Source organism: Variovorax sp. 160MFSha2.1, from assembly GCF_048305075.1.
GTDB classification, from domain to species: Bacteria; Pseudomonadota; Gammaproteobacteria; order Burkholderiales; family Burkholderiaceae_C; genus Variovorax; species Variovorax guangxiensis.
Map to the genome: position 1 here is coordinate 5,330,533 of NZ_CP157624.1, position 15,602 is coordinate 5,346,134.

Annotated in this window: 21 protein-coding genes, 1 tRNA gene and 1 pseudogene; 15 read left to right on the forward strand and 8 right to left on the reverse strand. The window is 65.5% G+C overall.

The window, feature by feature from the left end; translation table 11 throughout:
* The first annotated feature begins 10 nt into the window (after positions 1-10).
* The 12 genes and pseudogenes from ABL838_RS24280 (at position 11) to ABL838_RS24335 (ending at position 6,443) form a co-directional block, all read left to right on the forward strand.
* Positions 11-295, forward strand: a complete 285-nt coding sequence (locus tag ABL838_RS24280; RefSeq protein ID WP_418122293.1) for a hypothetical protein — start codon at positions 11-13, stop codon at positions 293-295.
* Positions 292-1,668: a hypothetical protein gene (locus ABL838_RS24285; protein ID WP_418122296.1), complete on the forward strand. Its 1,377-nt coding sequence runs from the start codon at positions 292-294 to the stop codon at positions 1,666-1,668. The genes ABL838_RS24280 and ABL838_RS24285 overlap by 4 nt, the downstream gene beginning before the upstream one ends.
* Positions 1,661-1,963: a hypothetical protein gene (locus ABL838_RS24290; protein ID WP_418122297.1), complete on the forward strand. Its 303-nt coding sequence runs from the start codon at positions 1,661-1,663 to the stop codon at positions 1,961-1,963. The genes ABL838_RS24285 and ABL838_RS24290 overlap by 8 nt, the downstream gene beginning before the upstream one ends.
* Positions 1,960-2,607: a hypothetical protein gene (locus tag ABL838_RS24295; RefSeq protein WP_418122299.1), complete on the forward strand. Its 648-nt coding sequence runs from the start codon at positions 1,960-1,962 to the stop codon at positions 2,605-2,607. The genes ABL838_RS24290 and ABL838_RS24295 overlap by 4 nt, the downstream gene beginning before the upstream one ends.
* Entirely contained in the window at positions 2,604-2,945 is a 342-nt protein-coding gene (locus ABL838_RS24300; protein WP_418122301.1) for a hypothetical protein, read from the forward strand. The genes ABL838_RS24295 and ABL838_RS24300 overlap by 4 nt, the downstream gene beginning before the upstream one ends.
* A complete protein-coding gene (locus tag ABL838_RS24305; RefSeq protein ID WP_418122302.1) occupies positions 2,938-3,324 on the forward strand; it encodes a hypothetical protein in 387 nt (128 codons plus the stop codon). The genes ABL838_RS24300 and ABL838_RS24305 overlap by 8 nt, the downstream gene beginning before the upstream one ends.
* A gap of 417 nt (positions 3,325-3,741) precedes the next feature.
* Positions 3,742-4,038, forward strand: a complete 297-nt coding sequence (locus ABL838_RS24310) for a hypothetical protein (protein ID WP_418122303.1) — start codon at positions 3,742-3,744, stop codon at positions 4,036-4,038.
* Positions 4,031-4,363, forward strand: a complete 333-nt coding sequence (locus tag ABL838_RS24315; protein ID WP_418122304.1) for a hypothetical protein — start codon at positions 4,031-4,033, stop codon at positions 4,361-4,363. The genes ABL838_RS24310 and ABL838_RS24315 overlap by 8 nt, the downstream gene beginning before the upstream one ends.
* Positions 4,363-4,776: a hypothetical protein gene (locus ABL838_RS24320; protein ID WP_418122305.1), complete on the forward strand. Its 414-nt coding sequence runs from the start codon at positions 4,363-4,365 to the stop codon at positions 4,774-4,776. The genes ABL838_RS24315 and ABL838_RS24320 overlap by 1 nt, the downstream gene beginning before the upstream one ends.
* A gap of 253 nt (positions 4,777-5,029) precedes the next feature.
* Positions 5,030-5,278, forward strand: a complete 249-nt coding sequence (locus ABL838_RS24325) for a helix-turn-helix transcriptional regulator (protein WP_418122306.1) — start codon at positions 5,030-5,032, stop codon at positions 5,276-5,278.
* A gap of 5 nt (positions 5,279-5,283) precedes the next feature.
* Positions 5,284-5,415 (forward strand): annotated as a pseudogene (locus ABL838_RS24330) (helix-turn-helix domain-containing protein); the annotation flags it as partial.
* 14 nt (positions 5,416-5,429) lie between these two features.
* A complete protein-coding gene (locus tag ABL838_RS24335; protein ID WP_418122307.1) occupies positions 5,430-6,443 on the forward strand; it encodes a tyrosine-type recombinase/integrase in 1,014 nt (337 codons plus the stop codon).
* 35 nt (positions 6,444-6,478) lie between these two features.
* On the opposite strand, the gene ABL838_RS24340 is transcribed toward ABL838_RS24335, so the two are convergent.
* The 5 genes from ABL838_RS24340 to ABL838_RS24360 form a co-directional block, all read right to left on the reverse strand.
* Positions 6,479-6,568, reverse strand: a tRNA-Ser gene (locus ABL838_RS24340).
* Between the two features lie 58 nt (positions 6,569-6,626).
* A complete protein-coding gene (gene serS, locus ABL838_RS24345; RefSeq protein WP_369661071.1) occupies positions 6,627-7,958 on the reverse strand; it encodes a serine--tRNA ligase in 1,332 nt (443 codons plus the stop codon).
* A gap of 106 nt (positions 7,959-8,064) precedes the next feature.
* Positions 8,065-9,030: a threonine/serine dehydratase gene (locus ABL838_RS24350; protein WP_418122308.1), complete on the reverse strand. Its 966-nt coding sequence runs from the start codon at positions 9,028-9,030 to the stop codon at positions 8,065-8,067.
* On the reverse strand, positions 9,027-9,995 hold the full coding sequence (gene ispH / locus ABL838_RS24355) for a 4-hydroxy-3-methylbut-2-enyl diphosphate reductase (RefSeq protein WP_418117597.1): 969 nt from the start codon (positions 9,993-9,995) through the stop codon (positions 9,027-9,029). The genes ABL838_RS24350 and ispH overlap by 4 nt, the downstream gene beginning before the upstream one ends.
* Positions 9,992-10,435, reverse strand: coding sequence for an FKBP-type peptidyl-prolyl cis-trans isomerase (locus tag ABL838_RS24360; RefSeq protein WP_019656687.1), 444 nt, complete (start codon positions 10,433-10,435; stop codon positions 9,992-9,994). Before ABL838_RS24360 ends, ispH begins: the two co-directional genes overlap by 4 nt.
* 105 nt (positions 10,436-10,540) lie before the next feature.
* On the opposite strand from ABL838_RS24360, the gene radC reads away from it, so the two are divergent.
* Together radC and ABL838_RS24370 are read left to right on the forward strand one after the other, a co-directional pair.
* On the forward strand, positions 10,541-11,218 hold the full coding sequence (radC, locus tag ABL838_RS24365) for a RadC family protein (protein WP_126023269.1): 678 nt from the start codon (positions 10,541-10,543) through the stop codon (positions 11,216-11,218).
* Entirely contained in the window at positions 11,218-11,874 is a 657-nt protein-coding gene (locus ABL838_RS24370) for a Smr/MutS family protein (RefSeq protein WP_418122309.1), read from the forward strand. The genes radC and ABL838_RS24370 overlap by 1 nt, the downstream gene beginning before the upstream one ends.
* Before the next feature lie 14 nt (positions 11,875-11,888).
* Here ABL838_RS24370 and ABL838_RS24375 read toward each other — a convergent pair whose 3' ends face one another.
* Genes ABL838_RS24375 through fabV form a run of 3 tightly spaced genes read right to left on the reverse strand, consistent with a single transcriptional unit; the run spans position 11,889 to position 14,806 of the window.
* The gene (locus ABL838_RS24375; RefSeq protein ID WP_418122310.1) at positions 11,889-13,112 is read right to left on the reverse strand and encodes an NAD(P)/FAD-dependent oxidoreductase; all 1,224 of its coding nucleotides are present in this window, start codon (positions 13,110-13,112) and stop codon (positions 11,889-11,891) included.
* A 50-nt stretch (positions 13,113-13,162) separates the two neighbouring features.
* The gene (locus tag ABL838_RS24380) at positions 13,163-13,582 is read right to left on the reverse strand and encodes a group II truncated hemoglobin (protein ID WP_369661067.1); all 420 of its coding nucleotides are present in this window, start codon (positions 13,580-13,582) and stop codon (positions 13,163-13,165) included.
* A 27-nt stretch (positions 13,583-13,609) separates the two neighbouring features.
* Positions 13,610-14,806, reverse strand: a complete 1,197-nt coding sequence (fabV, locus tag ABL838_RS24385; RefSeq protein WP_418122311.1) for an enoyl-ACP reductase FabV — start codon at positions 14,804-14,806, stop codon at positions 13,610-13,612.
* A 189-nt stretch (positions 14,807-14,995) separates the two neighbouring features.
* On the opposite strand from fabV, the gene ABL838_RS24390 reads away from it, so the two are divergent.
* On the forward strand, positions 14,996-15,580 hold the full coding sequence (locus tag ABL838_RS24390; protein WP_354412532.1) for a hypothetical protein: 585 nt from the start codon (positions 14,996-14,998) through the stop codon (positions 15,578-15,580).
* Positions 15,581-15,602 lie beyond the last annotated feature (22 nt).

The window sequence follows — 15,602 nt, forward strand, 5'->3', positions numbered from 1 at the left end:
GAGCCCACCAATGACCCCCAATCCCCAAATCCCCGCAGGAGAAGACTGCATGCTGGGTGATACGAGCCAGGCGCCGAAGTCTGGCATCAAGCCGGTGAGCATCACCATCTGCATCAGCGAAGAGGCCGACACGGATTCGGTCATCGTGATCTGCAACGGCAAGGTCACGCAAGCGAGCGTCAAGCGCGAAGAGTATGTGGAGTCGCGCTGGGGCCGCTACTACAACGCCAAGCAGCGCGCGCAGCACATCGTTGCCGAGGCCGTGCGCGACTGGGTTCACGGAGTCCAAGCATGACCTCTACCGACAAGAGCGCAGCAGTGCGCGAGGCATTGATTGAGCGGCTGAAGACCGAAGCTCGCCTGCACGCGCAGGAAGCCCGAACAGCGAACTCCACCATTGCCGAGATCTACCGTATCGTGTCGAACGGCACTGGCGAGCCCGGAAACTGGAATGGCGCCGAGCCAGTGCGCAAGTGCATCGAGGGGTTGCGCGCAAAGCTCGCCTCCCTTCCCCCCGCAGATCCTGGAGCGGTGGCGCTCGAATGCTATGACGCTGGGTTGCTCAGCAACTTTGGTGGCGGCAATGTCGAATGGTGGCAGGACTACATCCGCGCCGAGCTTGCACGCGCCCATGACCACTATCAGGCACAGATCGAAGCCCTCGCCGCCCCATCCGTTCCCATCGCCTCCCTCACCACCCCCAGCAAAGTGCCGGCCGGGGCGGTGGCGGACCAAGACATCAAGGACGCGTTCTACGACTGGTGCCCCTACGACGGCAAAGATCGATCCGAGCTGGAAATCTTTTCGGCAGGTTACAGGACCGCCCTCGCCGCACCTGGGGCCGCTATCGATGCGGGCGAGCAGGAGGGGCAATATGACGTTGTTGGCATCCTCCGGGCGATGGCTCATAACTACCGCAATGGTCACCATTGGGACCATCTGGATAGAGAAGCGTGCCTGCGGGCAGTCGCCGAAATCAATGCGCTCCGCAGCACCGTTTCCATGCTTTCTGCTCTCGCATCCCGCCCCGAAGCACCAGCAGCGAGCGCCCCAGCCGCAGAGGTAGCGCAGCCGGTGATGGATGGCATGCCTGACGATCTGCGCGCCGCAGGCTGGTCCATCGCCGTGCACAACGACTACCGAATGAACGGCGAGGCCCACACCTTCTGGTTGCTCACCAAGGGCGACCGCGCCGTGAAGGGCGAAGGGCGCACCGACGCCGAGGCGCTCACCCAGATTCGCGCCGCCCTCGCCTCCTCGCCCTCCAGCGCCCCAGCCGAAAGCGGGTGGCAGTGGGTCAGCATCATTCGAGAGAGTGTCCGCCGCGCCGAAGCCTCGCACTCTGCCATGAGCTACGGCGACGAGAAGTCCGGCGCGGTCAGCGACTACACGCGCGGCTGGGGTGACTGCCTCGTCATCTTCAAGCAGGCTGCGTCCAGGCTCCCCGCCGAATCCGCATGGCAGTGGGTTCCGAAGGAGCTGACGCCGGCAATGATCGAAGCCGCCATGCAGGTGAAGCGAGAGCGCTTGAAGGAGGCGCTCCAACAGATCCGTGCCGGGAAGGATGAGACCGAGGCGCGCACCCCTGTGATCAAGGGCGAGTGGGATGCAATGCTCGCTGTCGCTCCGCAAGCAGTACAGGCGGGTGGGGAGGGTGGCAATGGCTGAGATGTACACCTATCGCAACACCTGGGAGCCGTCGCTCAGTGATGGTGACGTGGCCCATCTCAAGTCGCTAGGCCTCTTTGGCGCGCGGATCAAAGGCAACCCTTACCGCAGCCACCTGAAGCGAAATGGCGAAGCCAAAGCGCTCTGCGGCGCGGAGCCCGGTAGCAGCAAAGGCACACGGAAGATGATCGACCGCACGGGCTGGCTCGTCTACACCGTGTTCGAAAGCCCTGGCTGCACGCCATGTGATAAGTGCCTGAAAGAGGTCGAGCAAATCTCCAAGGACCAACCATGACCACCACCCCCACCAACACCCGCTCCCAAGGGGGAGCATCTGATGAACTGGCTCTGGTCCGCTCGGTCCTTCGCGGCTACCCGGCATCGTTCGCACGCAGTGATGCATTGCGCGCCATTTCGAAGATCGAATCGGCTCTCGCCGCCCCGGCATCGGCACAAGAGGCGGCAGCGTTGCTCCCGAACGAAGAGCAGATGCGCGAGGGGTTCCGGGAGTACGACTGGAATGTGTACGGGGCAAAGAACCAGACGCCCTGGCAACTATGGCGCGATGGCGCTTTCTGGGCGAATCGCTTCGTCATCGCAGCAGCTCCCTCGGCAGCAGTGCAGCAGGGGGAGTCTCCGAGCGAGAAGCAGCAGAAGCTGATGGAGCTGGCCGACCGCATCGACCACGAGGAGCTGTGGCGCTGGGCTGGCATGGATCACCACAAGATGACGCCAGAGCAGCAGGACCGCATGAATGCTGGCGTCGCGCTGCGTCGCTATGCACGGCTGTGGGCGCCCGGCCGCTGGCTCATCTTCCCGCCGGTCGGCCCGGTGAACTTCAGCGCCAGCACGCTCGACAAGGTGTATGCGATGGCGAAGAAGGACGAGGACCTCGCCGCTCTCGCGAGCGCTCAGCCGAAGACGGGGGAGGCCAAGTGATCGACAAGACCAATCCGAACGAATGGCCGACGAAGGAGATGATCTCGGCCGGCATGAAGCGCATGTTCGATGAGAAGCGCTATATGGCCCCATGGGATGACGTGATCGCGCTCGTTTTCACCGACATGCTTGCAGCGGCGCCAAAAGAGGCATGCGCACCGCTAACGGCAGCCCAGATCGAAATTCTGCAGTTTCTCGTCGGCACTGGCGAACTGGGCGGCTTCGGGTTCGGCGAGCAACCTCCAGGAGAACGCGGCCGATTTTGGTGGCGCAAGGCACTCCGCCAGGCGTTTCCGAATGTGCCTTTCATGGGTGCAGGAGAGGAATCCAATGTCTGACACCCCCACCCCAGCGCAGGCAGCAGAGAAGGCTATCCGGGAGATGCCTGTAGTGGCTCACATGCGCGCGGACGGCAGCGAGTGGAGCGGTTATGGCTCTTGCCGACCAGGCGATGTGGAATCGTTCGCAGTCGTGCGCCTCTCCGACGCCGAATCCCAGCTCGCCGATCTGCGGGCAGAGGTGGAGAGGCTGCGTCTGAACGATGCGCGGTATCGCTGGCTGCGCGATGAAGCAGATCCAGACCGCGAAGACACAGGGCTTGCAGTGAGCGAGAGCGATTTCAACGACTGGGGCAACCCATTCACCCGGTACTTCTCGGGCGATGCTCTGGACGCCGCCATCGACAAAGCCATTGGTGATAAGGAGAACAGCGCGTGAAAATTTGCACCTGTTGCCATATCGCCAAACCAGTTGACCAGTTCTACAAAAACAATGGCCGCTGCATTCCTTGTAAGCAGCAGATTGACAAGGGGCGCACTCGGCACAACCCTACGCGCCCGAACATGAACAGCACTGATGCAGCTCGGGCCAGAAAGCGCCGCTGGGCAAGCACCCATCGCGACACATCTAAGGACACTGCAAGACGTGCTGTTCGTGCTGCTATAGCTTCAGGGGCGCTCATCCGCCCTCATGCCTGCCAACATTGTCTGCAGCCCGCTTTGCGCAGTGATGGTCGGGCAGCGATCCAGGCTCACCATCACGCTGGTTACGAACATCCGCTGGATGTCGAATGGCTTTGCCCGAAATGCCACCGCGCAGCCGACGCCGCCCTAGCTGCAGATGGAAAGGACCACCATGGAAAAGCGTGAACTGCTGGAGGCGGCTGCGAGGGCTGCTGGGCTCTGGGATGCTGAGAACAACTGCATCGACATCCCATGGAATCCGCTCATCAACAACGGGGACGCATTCTGGCTGGCTGTGAAGTTGGACATCCACATCACGATCAGCGAATACAAGCGCACGGTGTGCCGACAAGGCGATCAGTTTCGATCTATTGAAGAACATGGCGACGACAAGTTCGCGGCGACCAGGCTTGCGATCACCCGCGCTGCCGCAGCCATCGATGCACAGAGGAGAGAGAGCAATGGGTGACATCAATCAACCGATGTATCTCGTGAAGGTGGAGATACCGCCGCGCCGGGTAGTGTGCGCCGCCATCCGTGCTGCCGACGGCGACCTACTGCTTGGCATCAGGCACTACAGCGCAGACATGCATCGCCAAATTGCAGCACGCCGCGATGGCGAAAAGTTCAAGTATCGACTGGACAGCGATCAGGGCTTCGTCGATCAGTTCGGCACCTTCATGAGCCGCGAGGAAGCCTATCGAGTGGCAGCACAACAGTCCCAGATCACTCGGCCATTGGCTTGCGGCAAAGGTCTGGACGGCCCAAAACTCTACAGCGAGGGACTCTACTGATGACCACCCACCCAGATGCACAGCGAGCCTTCGAGGAGATGATGCCGGAGCCTACATGCTCTGTTGACCCTAGCGGATTTCTGGAAATGATGGTGGCCGGCCACATTCCCGCGCACGCTCCGCTCTTCACCGCCGACCAACTCCGCACCGCAATGCAAGCCGTCTGGGACGCCGCTACTGAGCGGGCGGCGAAGGCGTGGCTGCCTATCGAGACGGCGCCGAAGGATGGCAGCAAGTTCCTGGCCTTTCGCCGAGGCGAAGTAGCCACGGCCTCGGTTTTCGTTCGAGACGACGGCGAGATCTGGAGCTTTGGCCGCGAGTCGGCCCACGTTGATGTCTTCCCTGACATCGTGCCCAGCCACTACATGCCGCTGCCTGAAGCACCGGCTGCCGCTATCAGGGGGACGAAATGAGCTGGGGCGCATATCAGACCCGCTGCGACTGCTGCGGAAAGTTCATCAGGGAGAACGGCCCTGGCGTCTCGTGGTCGCAGTCGTACAGCTATTCGATGGATGGGACTCCCGACCTGGACGATGCGACCTACCGCTGCTCGCCATGCACTGATCTGCACGGCATCAAGCCGACGAACTGCAACGAATCACAGAGCCCGTACCACGGCAGAACGCCTGTCGCTGCCGCTATCAGAAGCTCGGGGAGGGGGGAAGGATGAGCGAAGACGCAGTAAACAATGGAGCATTGAAGATGACGACAAAGAAAAAACAGCCCCTCGAAGCCGCAAACAATCCTGCGGCACTGCTTCGCTTCGAGACCGTTTCAGCACTTGTGGGTCTAAAGCGATCGGCAATCTATTTGCGCATGGACGCTGGAACCTTCCCGCGGCCGATCCGTTTGTCCTCGCGCTGCGTCCGGTGGCGCGCCGGGGACATCGAAGATTGGCTCAACTCACTGAAGTAGAAGCCATGCTCACAGCCACTGAAGTAGCGGCACAACTCGGAGTCTCCGCACGCCAGGTCTATGATCTGGCCGCCTCTGGCACCCTGCCTGGCTATCGGTTCGGCCGCTCCCTGCGCTTCGAACCCCAAGACATCACGGAATACAAGACATCATGCCGATCACAAGGGATAAAGCGCGCGGTCAGTTCGTCTTTGAGTTTGACCGCTGGATCGACGGATCCAGGGTCCGCGCTCGAAAGCGCCTTCCGCGCACTTGGACTCAAGCCCAAGCTGACGAGTACGACCGCAAGACCAGCGCGAAGCTCTACGCGCAAGCAAACGGCGTCGGTGGTGGACATCACCTCATCGAAGAGGCTGTCACCCACTACCTGAAGGAGCGCATCCCGAAGCTCACCACCGGCATGAATGTCGCACGCGAGCTCGCCCTGATCGCGCACTTTTACGCCGGCCGCCCGATGAGTGCGCTGCCCGACGTGTGCAAGGCGCTGCGTCTCAAGTCGATGTCCGTGCCGAAGAAGGAGGGCGACAAGCCGCGGCCCCTCTCCGACGCCACGGTACGGCTACGCATCCGATACCTCACGGCCGCGTGCCGCTGGGCGTGGAAGCATCACGGGTTCGGCGAGACCGACCCGGCCGCCAAGGTCATGGTGCCCGAAGTGAAGAACGAGCGCCAGTTCTACATCGACCGCGCCGAGATGCTGCGCATCGCTCGGGCCACTAAGAACGCCAACGCTCGCATGGCGCTGCGCATCGGGTTCTACAGCGGCATGCGCCTGGCTGAGATCCTGCGGGCCATCCCCCAGGGCGACCGCTGGCACCTCGGCAAGACGAAGAACGGAGAGCCCAGGATCGTGCCGATTCACCCGCGCGTCGCGGTGTGCGCGCGCAGACTGAAGAAGGTTGCCAAGATCACGGTGCAGAAGAATGTGAAGGCCGCATGCGTGGCCGTGGGCATGCCATGGCTGCACTTCCACGACATCAGGCACAGCACGGCCTCGGAGATGGTGAATGCGGGCGTCGACCTCTACACGGTGGGCGCGGTACTGGGGCACAAGGATCCGCGCAGCACGGCGCGATACGCGCACCTATCAACCGATCGGCAAGCCGAGGCGATCTTCAAGGTAGGTCAGATTTCCCCCACCACGAAGCTGCGGCGGGTGGCTTGACGCTACCTATTTCATAGCATCAAGCCTATATGTACTGGAGGAGAGGGAGGGATTCGAACCCTCGGTACTATCGCTAGTACGCCTGATTTCGAGTCAGGTACATTCGACCACTCTGCCACCTCTCCGGTGCTGTCGAGCCTGCGATTCTAGCAGACAAAAACGGGGCTTTTGAAGCCCTCGCCATCAAGCCTTCAAAACTTCGAGCCCGCCGAGGTACGGACGCAGCGCCGTGGGCACGTTGATCGAGCCGTCTTCGTTCTGGTGGTTCTCGAGCACGGCCACGAGCGTGCGGCCCACTGCCAGGCCCGAGCCGTTGAGGGTGTGCACGAGTTCGTTCTTGCCCTGCGCGTTCTTGAAGCGGGCCTGCAGGCGGCGCGCCTGGAAGGCTTCGCAGTTCGAGACCGAGCTGATCTCGCGGTAGGTGTCCTGCGCGGGCAGCCAGACTTCGAGGTCATAGGTCTTGGTGGAGCCGAAGCCCATGTCGCCGGTGCACAGCAGCACGACGCGATACGGCAACTCCAGGGCCTGCAGCACGGCTTCGGCGTGGCCGGTCATCTGCTCGAGCGCGTCGTAGCTCTTCTCAGGGTGCACGATCTGCACCATCTCGACCTTGTCGAACTGGTGCTGGCGGATCATGCCGCGCGTGTCGCGGCCAGCGCTGCCCGCTTCGGAGCGGAAGCACGGAGTATGGGCGGTGAGCTTGATCGGCAACTGCGACTCGGGCACCACCTCGTCGCGCACGAAATTGGTCAGCGGCACCTCGCTGGTCGGGATGAGGTACAGCGCCGAGTGGTCGGGCGCGGGCTCGCCGTCCTGGCCGCCCTTCTTCGCGGCGAACAGGTCACCCTCGAACTTGGGCAGCTGGCCGGTGCCGCTCAGGGTGGCGGCGTTGACGATGTAGGGCACGTAGCACTCGCTGTAGCCGTGCTTCTCGGTCTGGATGTCGAGCATGAACTGCGCGAGCGCGCGATGCAGGCGGGCGATCGGGCCCTTCATGACGGTGAAGCGCGAGCCAGCGAGCTTGGCGCCCGTCTCGAAGTCGAGGCCCAGCGGCGCGCCGAGGTCGACGTGGTCCTTGGGCGCGAAGCCCAGCGGCGTGGCGTTGGCGCCCGCACCGCCCTTCGGAGCCCAGCGGCGCATCTCGACGTTGCCGGTCTCGTCCTCGCCCACCGGCACGCTGGCGTGCGGCAGGTTGGGCACGGCCAGCAGCAGCGCGTGCAGCTCGGGCTGGATCTCGTCGAGGCGCTTGGATTGCGATTCCTGCTCGGCCTTCAACGCATTCACTTCGGCCATCAGCGCGTCGGTCGATTCGCCCTTGGCCTTGAGCGGGCCGATCTGCTTGTTCAGCGCGTTGCGGCGGGCCTGGATTTCCTCGGTGCGGGTCTGCAGCGTCTTGCGTTCGGCTTCGAGCGCGGTGAATGCCGAAACGTCGAGGTACGGCTGGTTCTTCTTGCGTTTTTCGAGGCCGGCCACTGCGGAGGCCAGGTCTTTGCGGAGCAGGGTGATGTCGAGCATGGGGGGATTTTAGGTGGGCGTACGAGGGCCGAAGGCGACAGGCTGACGATGCCCGCCGACAGGGTCGGCGTGGCCTGGAGGGTGAACCGCGAGAAGCCGGAAGCCCTCAGGCGACCGTGGCGGGATCGACATTCGCCCCGCAGACGATCAGGCAGACCTTCTCGCCCGCGCGCGGCTTGTAGGCACCGGTCTGCAGCGCCGCCAGCGGCAGCGCGGCGGCGGGTTCCACGGCCAGCTTCAGTTCCTTCCACAGCCACTGCTGGGCCGCGCGGATGGACTCGTCTGACAGCAGCAGCGCGTCCTGCACCTGCTGCTGCGTGATTTCCCAGGCGATGGCGCCGATGCGGCGCGCGCCCAGCGAATCGGCCGCGATGCCGCCCACCTCCACGTCGACCGGCTCGCCGGCCTCGCGGGCACGGAACAGCGTAGGCGCCCTCTCGGGCTCCAGCGCGACCACGCGGGAGCGCTTTTCGAACCAGCCGGCCAGGCCGCCGATCAGGCCGCCGCCGCCCACGCTCACGAGCACCGCATCGGGCAGGCCGCCCTGCTGCTCGATCTCGCGGCCCAGCGTGCCGGCGCCGGCCACCACTTCGGGCTGGTCGTAGGCGTGGGTGAGCAAGGCGCCCGATTCCTTCTGGCGTGTCTGGCAGGCGGCCAGCGCGTCGGGGTACAGCTCGCCGACCACCACGACCTCGGCGCCCAGCGCACGCAGCCGCGCGCGCTTGGCTTCGGGCGACACGCCCGGCAGGAACACCTGGCAGGGCACGCCCAGCGCGCGCGCCGCCGCAGCCGTGGCGATGCCCGCATTGCCGCCCGAGGCCACGATCACGCCACCTGGCGGAATCTCATTGGCCAGCAGCCGGTTCATCATGCCGCGCGCCTTGAAGCTGCCGCTGACCTGCATGTGCTCCAGCTTGAGCCAGATCTCCGCGCCCGGCGCACCGATGCCGAAGACCTCGGCTGGCAGCTTCCACAGCGGGGTCTGGCGCAGGAAGTGGCCGGCACGCTCGCCCAGCCGTTGCGATGCGCTATCGATTTCGGAGCGCCAGCCGGCGGTGTGGGTAGTGTTCAAGAGATGTGTCCAGGAGGCGGAATGTCGTCGAGCTTGAGGCCCTTGGGCAGCGGAAACTTGATGGTTTCCTCGATGCCGTCCATCTTGCGCACCGACACCGCGCCGAGGGCCCGCACGCGGTCGATCACCTCGCGCACCAGCACTTCGGGCGCCGAGGCGCCGGCCGTGATGCCGATGCGCGCCTTGCCCTCGAACCACTCGGGCTTGAGCTCGGCGGCCGAATCGACCATGTAGCTCTGGGTGCCCAGGCGCTGCGCCAGTTCGCGCAGCCGGTTGCTGTTGGAACTGGTGGGGCTGCCGACCACGATCACGAGGTCGACCTGCGGGCTCATGATCTTCACCGCGTCCTGCCGGTTCTGCGTGGCGTAGCAGATGTCCTGCTGCTTGGGCTCGCGCACCTTGGGAAAGCGCTCGCGCACGGCGGCGGCGATGTCGGCGGCGTCGTCCACGCTCAGCGTGGTCTGCGTGACCACGGCGAGCCTGTCGGTCTGCGACGGGGCGACCCTGGCGACGTCTTCCACGTCTTCAACCAGGTGGATGCCGCTGGAGAGCTGGCCCATCGTGCCCTCGACCTCGGGGTGCCCCTTGTGGCCGATCATGATGAACTCGTAGCCTTCCTTCGCGAGCTTGGCGACCTCGACGTGCACCTTGGTGACCAGTGGGCAGGTGGCGTCGAAGATCGAGAAGCCGCGGTCGCGCGCCTCCTGCTCCACCGCCTTGCTCACGCCGTGCGCGCTGAATACCAGCGTGGCGCCGGGCGGCACGTCGGAGAGCTCCTCGATGAAGATCGCGCCCTTGGCCTTGAGCTCGTTCACCACGTAGGTGTTGTGCACGATCTCGTGGCGCACGTAGATCGGCGCGCCGAACTTCGCGATGGCGCGCTCGACGATCTCGATGGCACGGTCCACGCCCGCGCAGAAGCCGCGCGGCTCGGCCAGGATGACTTCGGAGATTCCGGGGTTCATAGCACGCCGATGAGCTTCACTTCGAAGGTCACGGGCTGGCCCGCGAGCGGATGGTTGAAGTCGAAGCGCACCGCGGTGTCGTTCGATTCGATGACCGCGCCCGCGTAGCTGCCCGTGCCGTCGGGCGTTGGGAACTGCACCACGTCGCCGACGGCGTACTGCTCGTCGGGGTCGCCCATCTGTGCGAGCAGCTTCCTGGCCACCCACTGCTGCATGTCGGGATTGCGCTCGCCGAAGGCCTCGCCCGCGGGCAGCTCGAAGGTGGCGTGCGTGCCCTCTTCCAGGCCCATCAGGCGCTGCTCCATGGCGGGAGAAAGCTCGCCGGTGCCCAGCGAAAGCGTGGCGGGCTTGTCGGCGAAGGTGTTGATGATGTCGCCCGCAGGACCGGCCAGCCGGTAGTGCAGGGTGAGAAAGGAGCCGGAATTCACGACTTGGGACATGGTGCAGCGGAGGTGTGCGGAGACAGGGAGGTGTCCCGATAAACTGGCCTCATTTTAAGGACCGGGGCTTCCACCCGGCTCCGCCAAGGTTTCACCCGGGGTTTCATGTCTTTCAAGGATCTCCCTCTCGATGCCCGTCCGCGCGAAAAGCTCATCGCGCGCGGCGCGGCCGCGCTGGCCGACGCCGAACTGCTGGCCCTGCTGCTGCGCACCGGCGTGGCGGGCAAGAACGTGCTGCAGCTCGCGCAGCAGCTGCTCGAGCGCTTCGGCGGGCTCTCGGGACTGCTGCACACCGGCGCCGACGACCTCAAATCGGTCAAGGGACTGGGCGGCAGCGCCAAGCGCTCCGAGCTGATCGCGGTGCTCGAGCTGGCGCGCCGCGCCATGGGCGAGAAGCTGCGCGAGCGCGCAGTGTTCGACTCGCCCGACGCGGTCAAGCAGTATCTGCAGCTGCACATCGGCCCGCGCCCCTACGAAGTGTTCGCGGTGGTGTTCCTCGACGTGCAGCACCGCATGCTCGCGCTGGAGGAAATGTTCCGCGGCACGCTCACGCAGACCAGCGTCTACCCGCGCGAAGTGGTCACGCGCGCCATCCACCATCACGCCGCTGCAGTGGTGCTGGCGCACAACCACCCGAGCGGCAGCATCGAGCCCTCGCGCGCCGACGAATCGCTCACGCAGACGCTGCGCGCCGCGCTGGCGCTGGTGGACGTGCGGGTGCTCGACCACATCATCGTGAGCCCCGGGCAGAGTTTCTCCATGGCCGAGAAAGGACTGCTCTGATGCCCGCGCGCGCGCCCTCGATCAAGAACCTCGCCGACCTCAGGCAGGTGCAGCGCGTGCTCGCCGAAACCCGCGAGCGCGAAGCCGCCGAGGCCGCGGCCAAGGCGCAGGCCGAGCGCAAGCGCGCGGCCGAGAAAGACCTGTTCACCCGCGCCATCGGCGCCACCGAGCCGCTGCGCCGCAAGGCCGTGGTGCCGCTCGCGCCGGAGCCGCCCGCGCCCATCCCGGTGCAGCACCAGCTCGACGAGCAGCGCGTGCTGCGCGAATCGCTCTCGGACGAGTTCGACGTGACCACGCTGCTCGACGTGGACGACGCCATGAGCTTCCGCCGCCCCGGCATCGGCACCGACGTCACCGCGCGGCTGCGCAAGGGCGACTGGGCCATCCAGGCGCAGGTCGACCTGCACGGGCTGCGCAGCGACGAGGCGCGCGAGACCCTGGGCGGCTTCATCCGCAACGCCTACAAACAGGGTCTGCGCTGCGTGCGCGTGGTGCACGGCAAGGGCCTGGGCTCGCCGGGCAAGCAGCCGGTGCTCAAGACCAAGACGCAGCGCTGGCTGATCCAGAAGAACGAGGTGATCGCCTTCGTGCAGGCCAAGCCGGCCGAAGGCGGGGCCGGCGCGCTGGTGGTGCTGCTGGCGCCCGCGCGGCGCTGAGCAGCCTATTCAGCTCAGGCCAGCAGGTTCTTCAGCGGCACCGAGGCATCCGCCACCGACGCCGCATCGGGATTGCGGCCCGCTTCGAGCAGCTTGCGGCTCATCATGTGATCGACCGGCGCGTTCACCGACTCCACGCACACGAGCTGGCCGTCGACGTAGTGGAACAGCGAGAACGCATCGGGCTTCGGGCCCGCGCGGCGCACGCTGCTCAGGCCGGGCGTTCCTTCGGCGGGCATCAGGCCCACCATCTGCAGGCGCATGCCGCCCTGGTCGGACCAGAACCACGCGACCGCGTCGTGCGCGCGTGCCTCGCCGGTGAGCGTGGCAACGGCCGTGCGCGCCTGGTCGTTGGCGTTCTGCACCGATTCGAGCCGCAGCGCGCGGCCCGCGCGGCGATCGGGGAAGCGCGTGCAGTCGCCCACCGCGAGCACGTCGGCCGCGCTGGTCTGCATGTGGCCGTCGACCACGATGCCGTCCGCGCACTCGATGCCGGCTGCCTGCGCGAGCGCGGTCTCCGGCACCGCGCCGATGCCCAGCAGCAGCAGGTCGACAGGCTGCTTCACGCCATTGACCTGCAGCGAAACCAGCCGGTCGCCCTCGATCTCGAAGGCGCCGGTCTGCGCGCCGAGCACGATGTCGATGCCCGCCGCGCGATGCGTGGCCAGCACGTGCGCCGAGAGTTCGGGCGACACGGCGCGGCCCAGCAGGCGCGGCGCGCTCTCGATGACCTGCACCGTCTTGCCCAGCGCCTTGGCAGTGGCTGCCACTTCGAGCCCGATGAAGCCGCCGCCGAGCACCGTCACCTTCTCCGCCGCCGCGAGCCGCGTGCGCAGGCGATGCGCCTCGTCGGCCGCGCGCAGGCTGGCGACGTTCTCCAGGCCCGGCTTCAGGTCGGGCATCTGGCGAGCGCGCGTGCCGGTGGCCAGCACCAGCTGCTGCCACGGCAGCACCGCGCCCGAACGCAGCGTGACGGTGTGCGCCTCGCGGTCGATGGCCACGGCCGCATCGCCCAGGTGCAGCGTGATGCCGGCTTCGCGATACCAGTCGGCAGCCTTGTGCGGCTGCGTGGTTTCTTCCGCGCTCTTCAGGAAGGCCTTGGACAGCGGCGGGCGGTGATAGGGCTCGCAGGCCTCCTCGCAGACCAGGTGCACGCGCGCGCCCTGCCCGGCTTCCGCAAGCCCCGCACAGAGCTGGGCCGCGGCGTGGCCGCCGCCGATGATGACGATGGAATTCATGATGGAAGAAGCGTCTTTCGGAAATCGTTGCTCGTGTGTCTGGCCGGCGATCATTCGCCTCTATTGCGCATCCAGTCAGCGGTCTTGAAGAAGGAGTCGCGAAGGCGCGCGCGCAAGTCCTCGGGCACGCCCGTCTCGCCCATCGCCTGGTCCATGCACGCCAGCCACTGGTCGCGTTCCTTGATGCCGATGGTGTGGCCGCCGATGCTTTGCGGCAGGTGGCGCGCGCGCAGCATCGGGTGGCCGAAGCGGTCGGTGTAGTACGAAGGCCCGCCCAGCCAGCCGCAGAGGAACCAGAACAGGCGCTGGCGCGCGTTGTCGAGGCTGGTGCCGTGCACGGCGCGTAGCTGCGCGTAGGCGGGTTCGAGGTCCATCAGGTCGTAGAAGCGCTCGACCAGCGCCTCCACTTTCGGTTCGCCGCCGATCCAGTCGAAGGGCGTGCCGGCGGGCGGCTTTTCTTGTATCTGCATGGGCGGGAGTATCCCTTGAGGGGCCTGCTAGAGCTGCACGATGCCCGGAATGCCCACATTGGGGTTCACGTCGGCCTCGTAGTCCACGCCCTCCACCGCGAAGCCGAAGAGCCGCAAAAACTCGGTCTTGTAGCCCGCGAAATCGGTCAGCTCGTAGAGGTTCTCCTTGGTCACCTGCGGCCACAGCTCGAGCACGCGCGACTGCACCTGCGGCGCCAGTTCCTTGTAGTCGGCGCGCAGGCGGCCTTCGGCATCGATGTGCGGCGCGCTGCCGTAGAGGCTCTCGGCGTAGAGCCCTTGCACCTGCTCGATGCAGCCCTCGTGCACGCCCTGCTCCTTCATCACCTTGAACAGCAGCGACAGATACAGCGGCATCATCGGAATGGCCGAGCTGGCCTGCGTGACCACCGCCTTCAGCACCGACACGCGCGCGTCGCCGCCCTTGGCCGCGAGCTGCGCGCGGATGCCCAGCACCTTCTGGTCGAGGTCCTTCTTGGCTTCGCCGATGGAGCCGTTCCAGTAGATGTCGTGCGTGATCTTCTCGCCCAGGTAGGTGAAGGCCGTGGTCTTGGCGCCATCGGCCAGCACGCCGGCCTGCTGCAGCGCGTCGATCCACATCTGCCAGTCCTCGCCGCCCATCACGGCCACGGTGTTGTCGATTTCCTCCTGCGTGGCGGGCTCGAGCACCGATTCCTTCACGGTCTCGTTGTCGGTGTCGAGGCCGCGCAGGTTCACCGCCTTGCCCACGGGCTTGAGCACCGAGTTGAAGACCCGGCCGGTCTTCGGATGCGTGCGCCGCGGTGCGGCCAGGCTGTAGACGACGAGGTCGACCTGCCCCAGGTCGGCGCGGATGGTATCGATGACCTGCTGCTTCATCGCGTCGGAAAAACCGTCGCCGTTGATGCTCTTGGCATAGAGGCCCTCGGCGTGCGCGGCGCGCTCGAAGGCGGCGGTGTTGTACCAGCCGGGCGAGCCGGGCTTGGTCTCGCTGCCCGGGCGTTCGAAGAAGACGCCCAGCGTGCCGGCGCCGCAGCCGAAGGCGGCGGTGATGCGCGCGGCGAGGCCGTAGCCGGTCGATGCGCCGATCACCAGCACCTTCTTCGGGCCGCCCTCGATGGCGGGCCTGGCCTTGACGTATTCGATCTGCTGGCGGACGTTGGCTTCGCAGCCGGCGGGATGGGTGGTGACGCAGATGAAGCCGCGCACGCGGGGTTTGATGATCATGAGGATCTCGCTCGAAGAGATGCGGAGGGAGGCGAAAGAAAAGCGCCCGAAGCGCGTTTTTGCGCCGCGAATTTAACCCAGCCCGTGACCGGCGCCTTCAGCAGCCACAAAGGCAGAATGCACCGGCGCAGCCGCCGAAGCGGCGAACCAAGTTATTTTCTGGGTCTGTCCGCAAGTGGAGGTGAGGGTATGGGAAGTTATTCGGAGATGTACTTTTCAGACGTCAAGACCCCGCCGGGGCGCGGGGAGCTTTCGGAAGCATCTCCTTACCTGCTTGCCAGGCACCACGTCCCGATCCTCTGGTTGGCCTTGTTCCATACGGGAGACATCTTCGATGTCCCGGCTCCGGACGATCCTGATGACCTGTACGGTCCATGGCCCTATATGGTGGCGCAAAGAACCAGAGCCATTGCCACGCTCGCTGCGAGGCGCGCCCTGCTGTCATCACGTTTCCAAGACATGGACCCGGTCTGGCTGATTCAGTTCGGCTTGATGTTGGAGCAGGCATCGTTCGAATACGTACACCTCGACACCGCGTCGGTCGGCTCGATGATCGGCACCGGCCCCGAGTGGCGGCAATCGCTCGAAACGCTGCTGTGCATCTTCGAGGCAGACCCCAGCCTCGAGCGACAGGGATGGCACCTGTTCAACACGCATTACGTTGGAGCCTATCGAGGGGAAGCCAGCAAGAAGCCATGGACATATTGCGGAAGCAGCGGCACGAATCAACCAATGCCATGGGAACCACCCGAATCGGGCGCAGCCCGTACATAGACACGCACACATGTCGATATAT

Coding starts and splice junctions, on each gene's coding strand:
- ABL838_RS24280 (WP_418122293.1), top strand. CDS start 11: ATGACCCCCAATCCCCAAATCCCCGCAGGAGAAGACTGCATGCTGGGT.
- ABL838_RS24285 (WP_418122296.1), top strand. CDS start 292: ATGACCTCTACCGACAAGAGCGCAGCAGTGCGCGAGGCATTGATTGAG.
- ABL838_RS24290 (WP_418122297.1), top strand. CDS start 1,661: ATGGCTGAGATGTACACCTATCGCAACACCTGGGAGCCGTCGCTCAGT.
- ABL838_RS24295 (WP_418122299.1), top strand. CDS start 1,960: ATGACCACCACCCCCACCAACACCCGCTCCCAAGGGGGAGCATCTGAT.
- ABL838_RS24305 (WP_418122302.1), top strand. CDS start 2,938: ATGTCTGACACCCCCACCCCAGCGCAGGCAGCAGAGAAGGCTATCCGG.
- ABL838_RS24310 (WP_418122303.1), top strand. CDS start 3,742: ATGGAAAAGCGTGAACTGCTGGAGGCGGCTGCGAGGGCTGCTGGGCTC.
- ABL838_RS24315 (WP_418122304.1), top strand. CDS start 4,031: ATGGGTGACATCAATCAACCGATGTATCTCGTGAAGGTGGAGATACCG.
- ABL838_RS24320 (WP_418122305.1), top strand. CDS start 4,363: ATGACCACCCACCCAGATGCACAGCGAGCCTTCGAGGAGATGATGCCG.
- ABL838_RS24325 (WP_418122306.1), top strand. CDS start 5,030: ATGAGCGAAGACGCAGTAAACAATGGAGCATTGAAGATGACGACAAAG.
- ABL838_RS24335 (WP_418122307.1), top strand. CDS start 5,430: ATGCCGATCACAAGGGATAAAGCGCGCGGTCAGTTCGTCTTTGAGTTT.
- serS (WP_369661071.1), bottom strand. CDS start 7,958: ATGCTCGACATCACCCTGCTCCGCAAAGACCTGGCCTCCGCAGTGGCC.
- ispH (WP_418117597.1), bottom strand. CDS start 9,995: ATGAACCCCGGAATCTCCGAAGTCATCCTGGCCGAGCCGCGCGGCTTC.
- ABL838_RS24360 (WP_019656687.1), bottom strand. CDS start 10,435: ATGTCCCAAGTCGTGAATTCCGGCTCCTTTCTCACCCTGCACTACCGG.
- radC (WP_126023269.1), top strand. CDS start 10,541: ATGTCTTTCAAGGATCTCCCTCTCGATGCCCGTCCGCGCGAAAAGCTC.
- ABL838_RS24370 (WP_418122309.1), top strand. CDS start 11,218: ATGCCCGCGCGCGCGCCCTCGATCAAGAACCTCGCCGACCTCAGGCAG.
- ABL838_RS24375 (WP_418122310.1), bottom strand. CDS start 13,112: ATGAATTCCATCGTCATCATCGGCGGCGGCCACGCCGCGGCCCAGCTC.
- ABL838_RS24380 (WP_369661067.1), bottom strand. CDS start 13,582: ATGCAGATACAAGAAAAGCCGCCCGCCGGCACGCCCTTCGACTGGATC.
- fabV (WP_418122311.1), bottom strand. CDS start 14,806: ATGATCATCAAACCCCGCGTGCGCGGCTTCATCTGCGTCACCACCCAT.
- ABL838_RS24390 (WP_354412532.1), top strand. CDS start 14,996: ATGGGAAGTTATTCGGAGATGTACTTTTCAGACGTCAAGACCCCGCCG.